Origin of the sequence: Citrobacter sedlakii (genome assembly GCF_018128425.1) — a bacterium.
GTDB lineage: Bacteria > Pseudomonadota > Gammaproteobacteria > Enterobacterales > Enterobacteriaceae > Citrobacter_A > Citrobacter_A sedlakii.
The window spans coordinates 3,033,876-3,051,569 of the sequence record NZ_CP071070.1; the positions used below are offsets into that span (position 1 = coordinate 3,033,876).

Genomic DNA, 17,694 nt, shown 5'->3' on the forward strand with positions numbered 1-17,694 from the left:
AATTTGTGTTACGCGCCGAAAAGACACAGCGTCAGCGGCGAGAATTTCACCGCTGACAAGATAATCTTCTGACCGGCGGGGTTATCCCCAAACCAATCACTTCGTTAACATTGTCAAGTCGTGTCATGAAAGTTTTATTGCATTCAATGACAGTTCTGCGACAGCTATTGCCTTTATATAACAAATTGAAAAATAAGTAATATTTCACAAAGCCGTCTTTCGCATCAATTTGGCTGGAAGCCGCGTATTCTCTCGCTTACCCTGCGTTTTCTAACTCTAATACACAAGGTTATCCACAGGAATAGTGGATAACTGCTTCCAGCCCACACGGTCTGCCGCCTGGCAATTTCCCCTCGTTGACGGATTTCAGGACAATAAAAAAAAATTATCGCTAAATTTTGATTTTTATCAGCTAACGAAACGGCCTGTCGCAGGCGACATTGCTCGCAAAATCGCCATTTACTCTCCTGTCAAAAGCGTGAGATCCAGATATTGTCCTGTTGCGACGGTTTGCGCTTCAGCGCCAAGCCAGGGGATTTCCCCGATTAAAGGCGCGGGAATAACCCGCGCCAGCGTCGCCATATACTCGCGGTGGCGTTTACCCGGCGGCTGGACGTCATTCGCCACCCAGCCGGCTAACGTCAGCCCGGCCTGCTGAATGGCCTGCGCGGTGAGCATCGCATGGTTAATACACCCCAGCTTCACGCCGACCACTAAAATCACCGGCAGTTGTTCCGCCTGCACCCAGTCGGCAAACGTAACGTCCTCTGTCAGCGGCGTGAACCAGCCGCCCGCGCCTTCCACCAGCACCCACTCCGCGCAGGTTTCCAGCGCCCGTAGCCCGGCTGACATCACATCGGTTTGAATCGGTCTGCCCTCTCCGGCGCTGATGATGTGCGGCGAGGTCGGCTCGGCGAAGGTATAAGGATTCACTGCCGCGTAGTCCAGCGGCAGGCTGCTGCTACGCTGGAGCGCCAGCGCATCGCTGTTGCGCAACCCTTCCGGCGTCATTTCGCTGCCGGAGGCAACCGGCTTATACCCGGCCGTGCGCAGCCCCATTTTGCCTGCCGCCTGGAGCAAAGCGCTACTGGCGACGGTTTTCCCGACCTCGGTATCAGTACCGGTAACAAAATAGCGTTTAATCACGTTCAATAACTCCTGCAAAAAGATGGTAGGTGAGCGGATACTTTCCCTGTTGTTGAGGCCAGGCCAACTGCACTTTTTGCAGTTGCGCACGGGTGAGCACGCGCGGTACACGTCCTTCGTGCAGATGCGTGGCCCCAATCCCCTTCAGCGAACGCATCGCGCTCAGCGCATCGTCAAACCACAGGGTCAACGTGTGCAGATGGCTTTCGCTACGCCAGCCGCGCAGGGCATCGCGCAGCGCCGCCTGCGGTAAGAACCGATTAGCATGGGTTTGGTTATCAACTGCCCGCCATGCCTGATGCAGCTCCGGCAGCGACCCTTTCGCCAGCGTTGTGAACGCCACTCTGCCGCCGGGACGCACCACCCGATAAAGTTCGCTCAGCGCGCCGTGTAAATCGTTGCACCACTGAACGGCGAGATTACTCCAGGCGAGATCGAACGTCGCACTCGCCAACGGCAGCGATTCGATATCTCCGGCAAGATAGTGGTGCGCCGTATTACGCCGCCGCGCCTCGTCAAGCATGGGTGAGGACAAATCCAGCGCGGTGACCTGGCTGCCCTGCTCACGCCAGTAACGGCTCAACCGGCCAGGACCACAGCCGGCGTCCAGCACCTGCCCATAGCTTTGCTGCGGTAACTGCGCCAGCAGCGCGTCCGCGCTCAACCGTTGCAGCGTGGCGTGTTGTTCATAACACGTCGCCGCACGGCCAAACGCCGCCGCGATGGCCTGTTTATTCACCTGCGTCATTTAGCACCTCCAGCAGACGGTCAATGTCTTCACGCTCGTGCGCCTGGGTGAGGGTCAGGCGCAAACGCGCCGTCCCCGCAGGCACCGTTGGCGGACGAATTGCCGTCGCCCAGCAGCCACGGCTGCGCAGGGTTTCCGCCAGATGCAGCGCCCGCGCGTTATCGCCAACGATCAGCGGCTGGATCGCGCTGTGCGATTCCCCCAGTCGGTAACGGCTGCGGTCTACGCCGCGACGAAAGCGTGCGATGAGCGCCGCCAGTTTCGCCCGGCGCGCGTCGCCTTCTTCGCTGCGGATCACCGCAAGGGAGGCCCGGATCGCCTGCGCCTGAGCAGGCGGCATGCTGGTGCTGTAGATCAGGTGTCGGGCAAATTGCAGCAGATAATCCGCCACGGGGGCTGAACACAATATCGCCGCGCCGCTGACGCCAAAGCCTTTACCAAAGGTCACGACCAGCAGTTCTGGTCGCACCTGCTGCCGCCAGCAGCTGCCGCGCCCTTCTTCGCCGCAGACGCCAATGCCGTGGGCATCGTCCACCAGCAGCCAGGCGTTGCGCCGCGCTGCCGCACGCTGGATCTCCGCCAGCGGCGCGCTGTCGCCATCCATACTGAATACGCCTTCAGTGACCACCAGTTGTTGCCCCGGACAGGGGGCATCGAGCAGTCGCGTCAGATGCCGGGTATCGTTATGGGTAAAACGGCGAAGCGGCGCCGGACTAAGGCTTGCCGCCTCCAGCAACGAGGCATGGCTGAGGCGATCGGCGACAATCCGATCGTCCTTTGCCATCAACGCGGCAATGACCGCCTGATTAGCGGCAAAACCTGAGATAAACAGCAGCGCGCGCGGGTAACCCAACCAGTCCGCCAGCTCTTCTTCAACGTGTTGATGCGCAACGGTATAACCGCTGACGTGGCCGGAGCCGCCGCTGCCTACGCCGAAGCGTTCCGCCCCCTGTTGCCAGGCATGAATAATCTGCGGATGGTGGCTTAAGCCCAGATAGTCGTTGCTGGAAAAGTTGAGAAAGCGGCGATCGCCGGTCATCAGCCAGCGGCCCGCGCCCTGCTCAACCGCGTAACGACGACGCAGGGCATCCGCTGAACGACGCGCGTTTAGCGCATCGTCGATTTTTTGCTGCCAGCTCATACCGCTGCCGCGTTGTACCAGGCGTCGGTATCCGGGGTCATCAGCGCCTGCTCCAGCCGCTGCTGCTGCTCGTTATCCCCTGCCAGCACGGCGGTTTGCTGCGGGTTCAGTCCGAGCTTACGGAACAGCTGTAAGTCTTTATCTTCTTCCGGGTTCGGCGTGGTCAACAGCTTGCAGCCGTAAAAGATAGAGTTCGCGCCCGCCATGAAGCACATTGCCTGGGTTTGTTCGTTCATCTGCTCGCGACCGGCAGAGAGACGCACGTACGAGGTGGGCATCATAATGCGCGCCACCGCGATCGTGCGGATGAAGTCAAATGCGTCCACATCGTCGTTATCGGCCAGCGGCGTCCCCTTGACCTTCACCAGCATGTTGATCGGCACGCTTTCCGGCGGAGTGGGCAGATTCGCCAGTTGCAGCAGCAGACCGGCGCGATCGTTCACTGTTTCGCCCAGCCCGACAATCCCGCCGGAGCAGACCTTGATCCCGGCATTGCGCACTTTATCCAGCGTATCCAGACGCTCCTGATAAGAACGGGTGGTGATGATATTGCCGTAGAACTCCGGCGAAGTGTCGAGGTTGTGGTTGTAGTAATCCAGCCCCGCCGCCGCCAGCCGCTGCGCCTGCGCTTCGCTCAGGGTGCCGAGGGTCATACAGGCTTCCAGCCCCATCGCCTTCACCCCCTGCACCATTTGCTCAAGATACGGCATGTCGCGCTCGTGAGGGTTCTTCCACGCCGCCCCCATACAGAAACGGGTGGACCCGGCGTTTTTCGCCTTACGCGCCGAATCCAGTACCTGTTCGACCTCCATCAGGCGCTCTGCTTCCAGCCCGGTTTTATAGCGCGAGCTTTGTGGGCAATATTTGCAATCCTCCGGGCAGGCGCCGGTTTTAATCGACAGCAATGTACTGACCTGCACCTGGCGAGGATCAAAATGCTGACGGTGGATTTGCTGGGCTTCAAAGAGCAGATCCAGCAGCGGTTTTTCAAATAATTCGGTGACTTGCGACAGCGTCCAGCGAGAATGTTTGGTCATAATTTTCTACGTTTTGTTGTGAGAACCGTGTAGACTCGTAAACCTAAATGTTTTTAATTTGGTTTACAAGTCGATTATGACAACGGACGATCTCGCTTTCGATCGGCGCCATATCTGGCACCCTTATACCTCCATGACCTCTCCGCTACCGGTGTATCCGGTCGCGCGCGCGGAAGGTTGCGAACTGATCCTCACCAGCGGCGAACACCTCATTGACGGCATGTCGTCGTGGTGGGCGGCGATCCACGGCTACAACCATCCCGTACTCAACGCGGCGATGAAAACGCAAATTGACGCCATGTCGCACGTGATGTTTGGCGGCATTACCCATGCACCGGCCATCGACCTGTGCCGTAAACTGGTGGCGATGACGCCCGAGCCCCTGGCGTGCGTTTTCCTTGCGGATTCCGGTTCCGTGGCCGTTGAAGTGGCGATGAAAATGGCGCTGCAATACTGGCAGGCAAAAGGCGAATCGCGACAGCGTTTCCTGACGTTTCGCAACGGCTATCACGGCGACACGTTCGGCGCCATGTCAGTCTGCGATCCGGACAACTCCATGCACAGCCTGTGGAAGGGCTATCTGCCGGAAAACCTGTTTGCCCCGGCGCCGCAAAGCCGGATGGGCGGCGAATGGGATGAGCGCGATATGGTGGCGTTCGCCCGCCTGATGGCCGCACACCGGCATGAGATCGCCGCAGTGATCCTCGAACCCATCGTCCAGGGCGCGGGCGGAATGCGCATGTACCATCCCCAGTGGCTGCAGCGCATCCGTAAGATGTGTGATCGGGAAGGCATCCTGCTGATCGCCGACGAGATCGCCACCGGTTTTGGCCGCACCGGCAAACTGTTTGCCTGCGAGCACGCCGGGGTATCGCCGGATATTCTCTGTCTGGGTAAAGCGCTCACCGGCGGCACGATGACCCTTTCCGCCACCCTCGCCACCCGCCAGATCGCCGACACTATCAGCAACGGCGACGCCGGGTGTTTTATGCACGGCCCGACATTTATGGCTAACCCGCTGGCCTGCGCGGCGGCAAACGCCAGCCTGACGTTGCTGGCATCCGGCGACTGGCAGCAGCAGGTGGCGGCCATTGAAGCGCAACTGCGTGCCGAACTGGCCGCGGCGGCAGATTCGCCATGGGTCGCGGACGTACGCGTGCTCGGCGCGATCGGCGTGGTGGAAACCACTCATCCGGTCAATATGGCGGCGCTGCAAAAATTCTTTGTCCAGCGGGGCGTCTGGGTGCGTCCGTTCGGCAAACTCATCTACCTGATGCCGCCGTACATTATCCAGCCGGAGCAACTGCGTTGTCTGACGCAGGCGGTTAACGAAGCTGTGCGCGAAGAAACATTTTTTCGCGTTTAATTGGCGGTAAACTAAAACGTTTCTGGCTAAACTTTTTGGTTAAGGGAGGAATCAGCATGAAACTCATCAGTAACGATTTCCGCGACGGCGATAAGCTTCCGCTGCGTCACGTTTTTAACGGCATGGGTTACGACGGCGATAATATTTCGCCGCATCTGGCCTGGGATGACGTTCCGGCAGGAACGAAAAGTTTTGTCGTGACCTGTTTCGACCCCGATGCGCCCACCGGCTCCGGCTGGTGGCACTGGGGCGTAGCGAATTTACCCGCCGACACCCGCGTTCTGACCCAGGGTTTCGGCTCCGGTCTGGTGGCGCAACCGGACGGCGTGGTGCAGACCCGCACCGATTTCGGTAAAGCAGGCTACGGCGGCGCCGCGCCGCCAAAAGGCGAAACGCACCGCTATATCTTTACAGTTCATGCGCTGGACGTGGATCGTATCGAGGTCGATGAAGAGGCCAGCGGCGCGATGGTCGGCTTTAACGTCCATTTCCACGCGCTCGCCAGCGCGTCGATCACCGCCATGTTCAGTTAACCTGATAACGGATGGCGACGCTAACGTGCCGCCATCCGGTACTCCTTACAGAAAGTCCGGCACTAAACGCAGCAGCGCTTCCTGCGCCAGCAGTTCGGTCGCGCATTCTATGTCCGGGGCAAAGAAACGGTCGTCGGTATAGTGGGCAACCTGCTCGCGTAACGCCGCGCGCGCCTGCTCAAGAAGCGGACTGGATGTCAGTCCGTCGCGCAGATCGATCCCCTGACAGGCCGCCAGCCACTCGACCGCCAACACGCCGCGGGTATTGGCCGCCATCTCCCACAGCCTGCGCCCTGCCGCCGGCGCCATCGACACATGATCTTCCTGATTCGCTGAGGTTGGCAGACTGTCAACGCTGTGCGGATGCGCCAGCGCCTTGTTCTCGCTGGCCAGCGCCGCCGCCGTCACCTGGGCAATCATAAAGCCGGAGTTCACGCCGCCATTTTTTACCAGGAACGGCGGCAGTTGCGACATGTGTTTATCCATCATCAACGCAATTCGACGCTCAGCGAGCGCGCCGATTTCGGCAATCGCCAGCGCCAGGTTGTCTGCCGCCATCGCCACCGGTTCGGCGTGAAAATTACCGCCGGAGATGACATCCCCCTGCTGCGCAAAAACCAGCGGGTTATCGGACACCGCGTTGGCTTCGATCAGCAAAACCTCTCTCACCTGACGCATCTGGGTCAGACACGCGCCCATCACCTGCGGCTGACAACGCAGTGAATACGGATCCTGCACTTTGTCGCAGTTATGGTGCGACTGCGACAGCGCGCTGGTTTCCGTTAGCACATGACGGTACAGCGCCGCCGCGTCAATTTGTCCAGGCTGCCCCCGTGCGGCATGGATCCGCGCGTCAAACGGACGGCGCGATCCCAGCACCGCTTCAGTGGTTAATGCGCCGCAAACCACGGCGGAGGCAAACAGTTCCTGGGCTTCAAACAGGCCGCGCAGCGCGAACGCCGTTGACGCCTGAGTGCCATTGAGCAGCGCTAATCCCTCTTTCGCCGCCAGGGTCAGCGGCGCCAGCCCGGCTTTTTTCAGCGCCTCTTTGGCCGGTAGCCATTCCCCCTGAACGCGCGCTTTTCCCTCGCCGAGCAGAGTAAGCGACAGGTGCGCCAGCGGCGCTAAATCCCCCGATGCGCCCACCGAGCCTTTCGCCGGGATCAGCGGATAGACCTCGGCGTTTACCAGCGCGATCAGCGCCTCGATCACGCACAGACGGATACCGGAAAACCCGCGCGCCAGGCTGTTGATCTTCAGCACCATGATCAGGCGCACCATCGCATCATCCAGCGCTTCGCCAACCCCTGCGGCATGTGACAGCACCAGCGCGCGCTGAAGATTTTGCAGATCGTGATCGGCGATCCGCGTCTGGGCCAGCAGGCCAAAGCCGGTATTAATGCCGTAGGCCGTGCGCCCCTCCGCCACAATCGTGTTCACGCAGGCGACGCTGGCATGAATGCCGTCGATGGCGCTGGCATCAAGCGTCAGCCTGACCGGCTGCCGCCAGACATCACAAAGCTGCGAAAAAGTGAGCTGCCCCGGCGTTAAGGTCAAGGTGTTCATATCAGCGTTTCTCCTGGGTTGCCGCAACCATCGGCAGATTAAGCTGGTGTTCAGCGGCGCACTCAATGGCGATCTCATAACCCGCGTCGGCATGGCGCATCACGCCGGTCGCTGGATCGTTGTGCAGCACGCGGGCGATTCGCTCCGCGGCGTCATCGCTGCCGTCGCACACAATCACCATCCCGGCATGCTGCGAGAAGCCCATGCCGACGCCGCCGCCGTGATGCAGCGACACCCAGGTCGCGCCACTGGCGGTATTGAGTAACGCGTTAAGCAGCGGCCAGTCGGACACCGCGTCGGAGCCGTCGCGCATCGCTTCCGTTTCACGGTTCGGACTGGCAACGGAGCCGGAGTCCAGGTGGTCGCGACCAATGACAATCGGCGCGGAAAGTTCGCCGCGACGCACCATGTCGTTAAACGCCAGTCCGATCTTTTGACGTAACGACAGCCCGACCCAACAGATGCGCGCCGGAAGCCCCTGAAAGCGGATCCGCTCGCGGGCCATGTCCAGCCAGCGATGCAGGTGCGCATCGTCCGCGACGATCTCTTTCACTTTGGCGTCGGTTTTATAAATATCCTCAGGATCGCCGGAGAGCGCCACCCAACGGAACGGGCCGATGCCGCGGCAGAACAGCGGACGAATATAGGCGGGTACAAAACCGGGGAAATCAAAGGCGTTGTCCACGCCCATCTCTTTCGCCATCTGACGAATATTGTTGCCGTAATCAAACGTGGGCACCCCCATCCTGTGAAATGCCAGCATGGCCTGCACGTGCTTCGCCATAGAGCGCTTTGCGGCTTCGACGGTTCCCTGCGGATCGGAAACCGCCTTCTGCTGGTATGTCTGCCAGTCCCAGCCGGAAGGCAGATAGCCGTGCAGCGGATCGTGAGCGCTGGTCTGGTCAGTCACCAGATCCGGACGCACGCCGCGTTTTACCAGCTCGGGCAGCACGTCCGCGGCGTTAGCGCACAGGGCGACAGACACCGCGCGGCCTTCACGGGTGTAGTTTTCGATGCGCGCCAGCGCGTCGTCCAGCGAGGTCGCCTGCTCATCAACATAGCGGGTGCGCAGGCGAAAATCGATACGACTCTGCTGGCATTCAATATTCAGGGAACAGGCCCCCGCCAGGGTCGCCGCTAACGGCTGCGCGCCGCCCATGCCGCCGAGTCCCGCCGTCAGCACCCAGCGTCCGCGCAACTCGCCGTGATAATGTTGGCGCCCCGCTTCGACAAACGTTTCATACGTACCCTGCACAATTCCCTGACTGCCTATGTAGATCCAGCTCCCGGCGGTCATCTGGCCGTACATCGCCAGCCCTTTCGCATCCAGTTCGTTAAAATGTTCCCAGGTGGCCCAGTGAGGAACCAGATTGGAATTGGCGATCAGCACGCGCGGCGCGTTGCGGTGGGTCTTAAATACGCCGACCGGCTTACCGGACTGCACCAGCAGGGTTTCATCGTCCTCCAGCGCAGTCAGCGCCTTAACAATGGCGTCAAAACAGTCCCAGTTGCGGGCCACCCGACCAATGCCGCCGTAGACCACCAGCTCATAGGGATTTTCGGCAACATCCGGATCCAGGTTGTTCATTAACATACGCAGCGGCGCTTCGCTTAACCAACTTTTGGCCGTTAAGGTGGTTCCCCGCGGCGCGCGGATCGTCTGCTGACGGTATTTGCTATATGACATAACACTGCCTCTCCTGAAGGGCCGGACCTGACGATACCGACGTAGGGAATGATTCAGCTATGGCATAAACATATACTTGTCTATACAAGACATAACAAGGCTGAATTTAACAGAAAAGATACATTTTTATCATATTGCGTCAGCAATCACGCTTTCCAGGACGCAGGGTCAGGAAGAGAAATGGCCCTGCAAGCGGTAACGGGAACCGGGGAAAAGCAGCCGCGCGTGGGAGACAATTTGCGTGGCTGACCAGGTGGTACGGCGGATCAACAGGCAGGGTTCGGTTTCGTTGATGGTTAATAACGCAGACTCTTCGGCGCTGGCACGAACCGCTTCCACAATGTGCTCCCCTTCCGTGAGCGGGGCGATCAACGACAGATAAGCGTGCGGCGTGGTCTGGCTGTAATCCTGCGCCAGATAGTCGGGCACCACCTGTGCATTGACGATGCGATCTTCAATTTGTACCGGCAATTCATTTTCGAAGTGCACCATCACGGAATGAAAAATATCGCTGCCTTCGTTGATCTTCAGCGCGGCCGCCTGTAGGGCATTCGCGGGGCTTCTTTCCAGCACCCGCACGTCGCAACGGTGCTGATGCGAACGGGCAGTGATTTCATCCGCGATACTGCGAATCTCGAACAGCGCCGACTGGCCTTTTGGCTCGGCGACAAAGGTTCCAACCCCTTGTAACCGCACCAACAGCCCTTCGTCGGTCAGCTCGCGCAGTGCGCGGTTAATGGTCATCCGGCTGTAGCCGTATTGCGTCACCAGCTCCGCTTCAGACGGAATGCGATCGTGCGGCTGCCAGACGCCGCTGGCGATCTTCTCGCTGATCGCCCGTTTTACCGTTTCATAATACGGCGCGGGTGTCGCGCGGGGTCGAAGGACATTCATGCGTACATTTACCTTTTCATCAAACCAGGATTGACGGAAGCCGTCGCTAATGGCTTATTGCCACCAGTAAACGATCTGCCAGCCAAGCCGCGCCGCAACGCGCGCCGCGCTGCCATCATTATCAAAGCGCGGATTAAATTCAACCATATCCACCGCCTGAAGCTTGCCGCTGCGACAAATCGGCTCTATCAGCCGCAGCAGGGTCGACAGCGGTACTCCCAGCGCGGCGGGTGCTGAAACCGCAGGCATCGCCGCGCCGGGAAGCACGTCGAGATCGACGGTGAGATAAATTTTATCGACCCGTCCGATAAACGCCGCAAGCGTCGCCTGCGCGTCATCGCAATAGAGATCTTCAACTACTGTCACCCGGCGGGTTTGCGCCTCATCCCACAGCGCCTGGGTATTTGCCGCCCGGCTGACGCCAAAGCAGGCATAGTGAAACCCACGCTGCTGCTGGTCGCACAGTTGCGCCAGTTGGCGAAACGGCGTACCAGAACTGGGGCGTCCGGCGAAACGCAGATCCAGGTGAGCGTCAAGATTGATAATTCCGATGCGTTCAGCCGCAAAAGCATCATAAACACCCGCGCCATGCCCGAACGCCGTCTCATGCCCCCCACCGAGTACAAAGGTGCGCACACCCGCCTGCTGGCAGCGATGTACCGCATCCCTTAACGCCTGTTGCGCCCCTTCCAGATCCGCGCCTGGCGCCAGAATATTGCCCATATCCACCAGTCGCTCATGCCCGGCGTGGCAGGCGAGATTCGCCAGCGCTTTACGCAGCGCGTCCGGGGCGCCAGCGGCGCCGGGGCGTCCGTGGTTACGCTTAACGCCTTCATCACAGGCAAAGCCCAGCAGCGCAATCCGGTCACGATAATGCCCGGGCGAAAACGTCCGGCTTATTTCGATGGTCTGACACAGACGCAGCGCATTCGCCGCCTCCGCGCGATCATCACGTCCCTGCCACAGCGCAGGGGAAACGGGTTGCCATTGCGTCATACGATATCCCCCCGAAAGACGCGTTGAAACAGCGGGTTGCGCCCCGGTTCGTACACGATCTCTACCGGATGTTCCGCATCCCAGATCGCGAAATCCGCCCTATAACCGGCCGTAAGTTGACCGTGCGTCGACTGGCGACCCAGCGCGCGCGCGGCGTGGCGCGTAACTCCCGCCCAGGCTTCTTCCGGCGTCAGGCCAAACTGCACGCAGGCCATATTCATCGCCAGGTGCAGGCTGATAAACGGGCTGGTGCCGGGATTAAAGTCGCTCGCCACCGCCATCGGCACGCCGTAGCGGCGAAGCAGTCCAACGGGAGGAGTCTGTTTCTCTTTCAGGAAATAAAACGCCCCCGGCAGCAGCACGCCGACAGTGCCGCTGCGGTGCATCGCCGCCACGCCCGCCTCGTCCAGATACTCAATATGATCGGCAGACAGTCCACGATAGCGGCTGACCAACTGCGCGCCGCCGAGCAGAGACAACTGCTCCACGTGCCCTTTTACCGGTATACCCAGCGCCTGCGCCGCGCGAAGCACCCGTTCGCTTTGCGCAAGCGTAAAGCCAACGCTTTCGCAGAACAGATCGACCGCTTCAAACAGCCCTTTTTGCCATAGCTGCGGCAAAATGACGTCGCAGACAAGGTCGATATAGCCGTCAGGATCGTCGCGAAATTCCTGCGGGGTGGCGTGCGCCGCCAGCAGCGTAGGGCTGATCTCCATCATTCCGTCGGCCGCCAGTCGGGCAGCCACGCGCAGCATCTTTTCTTCGCTGGCGATATCCAGTCCGTAGCCGGATTTTATTTCCAGTAGCGTTACCCCTTCACGGGCTAAACGCTGCATTCTGTCTCTGGCGACGCGGTAAAGCACATCTTCTGTCGCCGTCCGGGTCGCTGACACCGTGGCGTTAATGCCGCCGCCCTGAGCGCTGATCTGCTGATACGAGACGCCGTTCAACCGCTGCTCCCATTCACTGGCGCGGTTGCCGCCAAAAATCAGATGCGTGTGGCAGTCAATCAGACCGGGGGTAACCAGTCGGCCCTCAAGGTTGGCGGTATTAGCATGGCGGGTCGGCAGTTCGGCTTCAGGAATAACAGACAGGATTTTTTCGCCGCGAATAATCAGCGCATGATGTTCAAGTATCCCATACGGGGCGTCGATGTGCGGATCCAGCGTAGCGAGACGGAGATTTCGCCAGACCTTATCCCCGGGTAACTGTTGCGACATGCTTTCTCCACTTGTCTTAGGTTGTATAGACATTTATTTGAGATCGCCGCGGGGAAGTCAATCTTCCGGGTCAAAAATGTTACTTAATTGTGACTTCAAAACGCGAAGAATCCGCTAATGCTGAGTTAAAAAACAACTTTTTGCCTTTTCACCTTCCCGTTTCGTTCAACTTAGTATAAAAAAGCAGGCTTCAATGGACACTTAATTAGCCCGGAGCAACTCGTGAACACATCATCAGTTTCCCGTCTGGCGCTGGCACTGGCTTTTGGCGTGACGCTGACCGCCTGTAGCTCTACGCCACCAGACCAAATCCCTTCCGATCAAACCGCGCCGGGGACCGCCTCGCGCCCGATTTTATCGGCCAGTGAAGCGCAGAATTTTGTCGCGAAAACGTATTTTTCGTCGCTGACGCCAAACACCGCGCCGTGGACGCCGTCGGCAATTACCCTGCCGGCGCAGCCTGACTTTGTGGTGGGGCCGGCAGGAACCCAGGGCGTGACGCACACCACTATCCAGGCGGCGGTCGATGCGGCGATCACAACCCGTACAAATAAACGTCAGTACATTGCGATTATGCCGGGCGACTACCAGGGCACCGTGTACATTCCTGCCGCGCCGGGCAGCCTGACGCTTTACGGTACCGGCGAGAAACCGCTGGACGTCAAAATTGGCGCGGCGATTGACGGTGAGATGAGCACTGCCGACTGGCGCCGCGTCGTCAATCCGGGAGGCAAATACATGCCCGGCAAACCAGCCTGGTATATGTTCGATAACTGCCAGAGCAAACGCGGCGCGACCATTGGCATGATGTGTTCCGCGGTATTGTGGTCGCAGAACAACGGCCTGCAGTTGCAGAACCTGACCGTTGAGAACAATCTCGGCGACAGCGTGGATGCGGGTAATCACCCTGCCGTGGCGCTTCGCAGCGATGGCGACAAAGTGCAGATCAACAATGTGAATATTCTGGGTCGCCAGAACACATTCTTTGTCACCAACAGCGGCGTGCAAAACCGCCTGGTCAACGATCGTCAACCACGTACGCTGGTGACCAATAGCTATATCGAAGGCGACGTGGATATCGTTTCCGGGCGTGGCGCGGTGGTGTTTGATAACACCGATTTCCGCGTGGTCAACTCTCGTACCCAGCAGGAAGCATATGTCTTCGCACCGGCAACCTTATCTAACATCTATTACGGCTTCCTTGCGACCAACAGCCGCTTTACCGCCGCCGGTGACGGCGTGGCGCAGTTAGGCCGTTCGCTGGATGTCGACAGCAATACCAATGGTCAGGTGGTGATCCGCGACAGCGTGATCAACGAAGGCTTTAATCGCGCGACGCCGTGGGCTGACGCGGTGATCTCTAAACGTCCGTTCGCCGGTAACACCGGGGCGCAGGATGATAAAGGCGAGATTCAGCGTAACCTGAACGACACCAACTTTAACCGCATGTGGGAATACAATAACCGCGGCGTGGGCAGTAAAGTGGTGGCAGAGCCGAAGCAGTAACAACGCAGGCCGGATAATACCGGCCTGATGACGCTACGCATAGTAGACCTGCGGGTCGTCACCTCACCGTGACGACCCGTTTTCACATCATGGCGTCAGACGCGCCCGGTTGAAATTAATCAGGCTGCCCGCTTTAATGATTTCACGCTCCTCGGCGGTGAGACTTTCCATATACAGACTGATTTCGCCCACCGGCGCGCCATCACGAATTACCCATGCCGTCATTTTTTCGCCGCAGCGCTCCAGCGCCGCGCGTATGCCGGGGATATAAATATAGTCGTCCACTTCAAACGACGGCGCTTCCACCATTTGCAGCGGCAGCATTCCCCAGTTAATCACATTTGAGCGGTAGCGTTTGGTGGCATATTCCTGCGCAATATTCGCCAGCCCGCCAATCACGCGCTGACAGCTTGCCGCCTGCTCGCGCGCAGAGCCATCGCCGGGCTTCACGGCATAAATTACGCTGCCAATACCGGTTTCAGCCGCAACCACCCGCTCCTGACCGGCGATTTGCCGTATACCCGCAAATACCGAAGCCAGTTCGTCCGTCTCTCCCGCCCGCCGCCGTTTCTCCAGCGCGGCGACCGTTTTGCTTTTGCCCACATATTCCGGGTCGCGGCGCGACAGGGTAAATTCCGCCAGTCCCACCGGATTTGAACGATAAGAAGAGGTTTCGCCGGACGGAATAAGCTCATCGGTGGTGGTGACGTCGTCGAGGATTTTCGCGCACACCTTCAGCAGAATATTATCGGTCAGCGCGCCCATTTCCGGCCAGTCTTTGATATTCGGCCCGTAGATCAGTGGCTGTGCGGTGGCGCCTTTCACAAAGCCCTGATAGACGCGATTCTGGTAGGGCGCAGGATCGAAGCGGTAGGCCGGTACGTTATCCCAGCAGTCCAGCTCCGTTGCGGCGGTAAGCACGCCGCCGTTCGCCGCAGTGGCGGCCACGGAACGCGCGTCCATCAGCGCGACGGCGGACATCTGACCGTTGCCCGGTTTCGATCCCTCGCGGTTGGGGAAGTTACGCGTGGTATGACGAATGCTGAGTCCGTTATTCACCGGCGTATCGCCCGCACCAAAACAGGGACCGCAGAAGGCGGTGCGGATAATCGCGCCAGCGCCCATCAGATCGCTGACCTTCCCCTGCTTCGCCAGCGCCATAAATACTGGCTGTGAGGAGGGATAAACGGACAGCGAGAAGGCGTTGTCGCCGCATGAATGTCCGCGCAGCGCGTTGGCGGCGGCCACCACATTCTCATAGTTGCCGCCGGAACAGCCGGCAATGATCCCCTGCTGCACCTTCAGACGACCGTTTTCGACTTTATCGAGCAGCGAAAGCCCGGCCTTCCCTTGCGCAATGCGCTGCGCGTCAACTTCAACCTGGTGCAGAATATCGCTTAAGTTTTCCTGCAACGTTGCTATTTCATAGACATTGCTCGGATGGAAAGGCAAGGCGATCATTGGCCTGATAGCGCTCAGATCCACCGAGATGCAGCCGTCGTAATAGGCAAGCGGCTGCGGCGCCAGCGGGCGATAGGCCTCTTCGCGTCCGTGCAGGGCCAGCCATTGCTGAATTTCTTCATCGGTCTGCCAGACGGAGCTGAGACAGGTCGTTTCCGTGGTCATGACGTCGACGCTGTTACGGAAATCCGTGGAGAGGTTGCGGATGCCCGGCCCGACAAACTCCATCACTTTATTTTTAACGTAGCCGTTTTTGAACACCGCGCCAATAATCGCCAGCGCCACGTCCTGCGGGCCGACGCCCGGCGCCGGTTTACCGGTCAGCCAGACCGCCACCACGCCCGGATAATCGCAGTCCCAGGTATCATTCAGCAGCTGCTTAACCAGTTCGCCGCCCCCTTCACCAATGGCCATCGTCCCCAGCGCGCCATAGCGGGTATGGCTGTCTGAACCAAGGATCATCTTCCCGCCGCCGGCCATCATTTCGCGCATGTACTGATGGATGACCGCGATGTGCGGCGGCACAAAAATACCGCCATAACGCTGCGCCGCCGACAGGCCAAACAGGTGATCGTCGCCGTTTATCGTCCCCCCGACGGCGCACAGTGAGTTATGGCAGTTGGTCAGGACATAGGGCAGTGGAAACCGCTCCATACCGGAGGCTTTTGCCGTCTGAATAATGCCGACAAAGGTAATATCATGAGAGGTGAGCGCATCAAATTTAATTTTCAGTTTGCGCATGTCGCCGGAGGTATTATGCGCCGCCAGGATCGACCAGGCGATAGTGCCTTTTTTAGCATCGTCTTTACTGACTGCGCCGGAATAGTGTTCTTCAGCAATTATCTCGTTATTGTCGCTGAGATAGATCCCTTTCTCATATAACTTAATCATTACAAACTCCGTACCGCTATGAGTGATTACAGCATGTTCCAGCCGATAAGCAGGTTCCACCACCAGACGCCCAGCGTGATATGAACCAGGAAAGTGATGAATGTCAGCATGGCGCCGACCAGCCACCACGATTTAATGTCGTTATATCCCACGCCGAAAATAACCGGGCCGGCAGCGCCGCCGTAATGAGTTACCATGCCGCCATAGGAGTTGGAAAAAAGCAGCGCCAGCGCGGTTAACATTAATGGCGCGCCAGAGACGTTTGCCAGCATTGCGAAGACCGGCATCATCGCCACAATATAGGCGCTGCCGGAGGCAAAGAAATAACGCACGATAATGCTGAGAAACAGAATGATAAAAAATGCGATATTGCTATGGTTATCAAAGGAAATATTATTTTTGAAAAGTTCTGCCAGCCAGTCAAAAAATTTCACTTTCGATAAAAATGAACTCAGACCAATAATGCCGCCGTACCAGATTAAGGTATTCCAGCCGCCTTTATTTTTGACCACGTCGTCCCAGCTCACCACGCCCAGCAGAAGCATCGCCCCCATTACCACGATAGCGACTGTGGATTCATCAATACCGAGACTTTTACTGAAGATCCATCCCAGCAGGGCAAGTACGAAAATGCTCAGCAGCATTTTTTCGCGCACTTTCATCGGCCCTAAATTCTCCAGTCCCGCCCGGGCGATGGTTTTATTATCTACTTTCTTAATTTCCGGCGGGTACATGAAATAGATAACCAGCGGCGCTAACAGCAGCATCACCATTCCTGGCAGCAAGGCTGCCAGCGCCCATCCGCCCCAGCTGATCTGCAGATGGCAGATGTCGTTGATCATTTTTAGCGCCAGAATATTTCCCGCCATCGCGGTAAAAAACATATAGCTGGTGGTCTTGGTCACCATATACACCGTCATCATCAGGTAATGCCCGACGCGACGCGGACTTTTATCAGGTTCCGATCCCAGCGCCACCGCCACGCTGTTGATAATGGGCAGGACAATCCCCCCTGCCCGCGCCGTATTTGACGGGGTCGCCGGGGCGAGCACCAGATCGAGAAAAACGGTGACGTAGCCCAATCCCAGCGTGGTGTTGCCGATTTTACCGATCAGGATGTAGGCGATGCGTTTACCCAGCCCGGTAGTGACAAAAGCGGCGCTCAGGGTAAAGGCGGAGAACACCAGCCACGTCGTGCCGGAGGCATAACCGCTCAGCACGCTGCTGGTCTTAAACTGACCGGCGCCTAAATTGCCGACCACCACCATTGATGCCGCAACGGCCATCAATAACACGACCGGCTCCGGGAAAGGTTTAATGACCAGCCCGACGATCGCCGCCAGATAAATGCCAAACAGCACCCAGGCCAGCTCGCTTAAACCGGCAGGCGCAGGCAGTAAACCTATCACGCAAGGGATCGCTAATATCGTTATTAGCTTCCATAATGATTTCACATTCATTTTTATGTCCTGATGGATCTGTGCAGAAATAGACAGACGTCT

14 protein-coding genes are annotated in these 17,694 nt (G+C 58.5%); 3 read left to right on the forward strand and 11 right to left on the reverse strand.

Annotated features, from left to right (window positions below):
* Window positions 1-459: 459 nt before the first annotated feature.
* The 4 genes from bioD to bioB are packed head-to-tail and all read right to left on the reverse strand — an operon-like array spanning window position 460 to window position 4,072.
* Window positions 460-1,146, reverse strand: a complete 687-nt coding sequence (gene bioD / locus JY391_RS14470) for a dethiobiotin synthase (RefSeq protein WP_211934505.1) — start codon at window positions 1,144-1,146, stop codon at window positions 460-462.
* Window positions 1,139-1,894: a malonyl-ACP O-methyltransferase BioC gene (bioC, locus tag JY391_RS14475; RefSeq protein WP_211934506.1), complete on the reverse strand. Its 756-nt coding sequence runs from the start codon at window positions 1,892-1,894 to the stop codon at window positions 1,139-1,141. The genes bioD and bioC overlap by 8 nt, the downstream gene beginning before the upstream one ends.
* Window positions 1,878-3,035 (reverse strand): 8-amino-7-oxononanoate synthase, encoded by a 1,158-nt coding sequence (bioF, locus tag JY391_RS14480; protein WP_211934507.1) that lies wholly within the window; start codon window positions 3,033-3,035, stop codon window positions 1,878-1,880. Before bioF ends, bioC begins: the two co-directional genes overlap by 17 nt.
* The gene (gene bioB, locus JY391_RS14485; RefSeq protein WP_211934508.1) at window positions 3,032-4,072 is read right to left on the reverse strand and encodes a biotin synthase BioB; all 1,041 of its coding nucleotides are present in this window, start codon (window positions 4,070-4,072) and stop codon (window positions 3,032-3,034) included. Before bioB ends, bioF begins: the two co-directional genes overlap by 4 nt.
* A 76-nt stretch (window positions 4,073-4,148) precedes the next feature.
* On the opposite strand from bioB, the gene bioA reads away from it, so the two are divergent.
* Together bioA and JY391_RS14495 are read left to right on the forward strand one after the other, a co-directional pair.
* Window positions 4,149-5,438 carry an adenosylmethionine--8-amino-7-oxononanoate transaminase gene (bioA, locus tag JY391_RS14490; protein ID WP_181821736.1) on the forward strand — a complete coding sequence of 430 codons (1,290 nt, stop codon included), beginning with the start codon at window positions 4,149-4,151 and terminating at the stop codon, window positions 5,436-5,438.
* Window positions 5,439-5,494: 56 nt separating this feature from the next.
* Window positions 5,495-5,971 (forward strand): kinase inhibitor, encoded by a 477-nt coding sequence (locus tag JY391_RS14495; RefSeq protein WP_211934509.1) that lies wholly within the window; start codon window positions 5,495-5,497, stop codon window positions 5,969-5,971.
* Window positions 5,972-6,016: 45 nt separating this feature from the next.
* Here JY391_RS14495 and hutH read toward each other — a convergent pair whose 3' ends face one another.
* The 5 genes from hutH to hutI all read right to left on the reverse strand — a co-directional run bounded on the left by hutH (window position 6,017) and on the right by hutI (window position 12,334).
* Window positions 6,017-7,537, reverse strand: a complete 1,521-nt coding sequence (gene hutH, locus JY391_RS14500) for a histidine ammonia-lyase (protein ID WP_211934510.1) — start codon at window positions 7,535-7,537, stop codon at window positions 6,017-6,019.
* 1 nt (window position 7,538) lies between these two features.
* Window positions 7,539-9,224, reverse strand: coding sequence for a urocanate hydratase (gene hutU, locus JY391_RS14505; protein WP_205611789.1), 1,686 nt, complete (start codon window positions 9,222-9,224; stop codon window positions 7,539-7,541).
* Between the two features lie 168 nt (window positions 9,225-9,392).
* A complete protein-coding gene (locus tag JY391_RS14510) occupies window positions 9,393-10,118 on the reverse strand; it encodes a histidine utilization repressor (protein ID WP_211934511.1) in 726 nt (241 codons plus the stop codon).
* A 54-nt stretch (window positions 10,119-10,172) separates the two neighbouring features.
* Window positions 10,173-11,114 (reverse strand): formimidoylglutamase, encoded by a 942-nt coding sequence (gene hutG / locus JY391_RS14515; protein ID WP_181821740.1) that lies wholly within the window; start codon window positions 11,112-11,114, stop codon window positions 10,173-10,175.
* Window positions 11,111-12,334 carry an imidazolonepropionase gene (hutI, locus tag JY391_RS14520; protein ID WP_211934512.1) on the reverse strand — a complete coding sequence of 408 codons (1,224 nt, stop codon included), beginning with the start codon at window positions 12,332-12,334 and terminating at the stop codon, window positions 11,111-11,113. The genes hutG and hutI overlap by 4 nt, the downstream gene beginning before the upstream one ends.
* A 222-nt stretch (window positions 12,335-12,556) precedes the next feature.
* Between hutI and JY391_RS14525 the strand changes: the two genes are divergently transcribed.
* A complete protein-coding gene (locus JY391_RS14525; RefSeq protein ID WP_060569934.1) occupies window positions 12,557-13,840 on the forward strand; it encodes a putative acyl-CoA thioester hydrolase in 1,284 nt (427 codons plus the stop codon).
* An 87-nt stretch (window positions 13,841-13,927) separates the two neighbouring features.
* On the opposite strand, the gene JY391_RS14530 is transcribed toward JY391_RS14525, so the two are convergent.
* Together JY391_RS14530 and JY391_RS14535 are read right to left on the reverse strand one after the other, a co-directional pair.
* Window positions 13,928-16,192: a hydratase gene (locus JY391_RS14530; RefSeq protein WP_211934513.1), complete on the reverse strand. Its 2,265-nt coding sequence runs from the start codon at window positions 16,190-16,192 to the stop codon at window positions 13,928-13,930.
* Window positions 16,193-16,218: 26 nt separating this feature from the next.
* A complete protein-coding gene (locus tag JY391_RS14535) occupies window positions 16,219-17,652 on the reverse strand; it encodes an anion permease (RefSeq protein WP_211934514.1) in 1,434 nt (477 codons plus the stop codon).
* Between the last annotated feature and the right edge of the window lie 42 nt (window positions 17,653-17,694).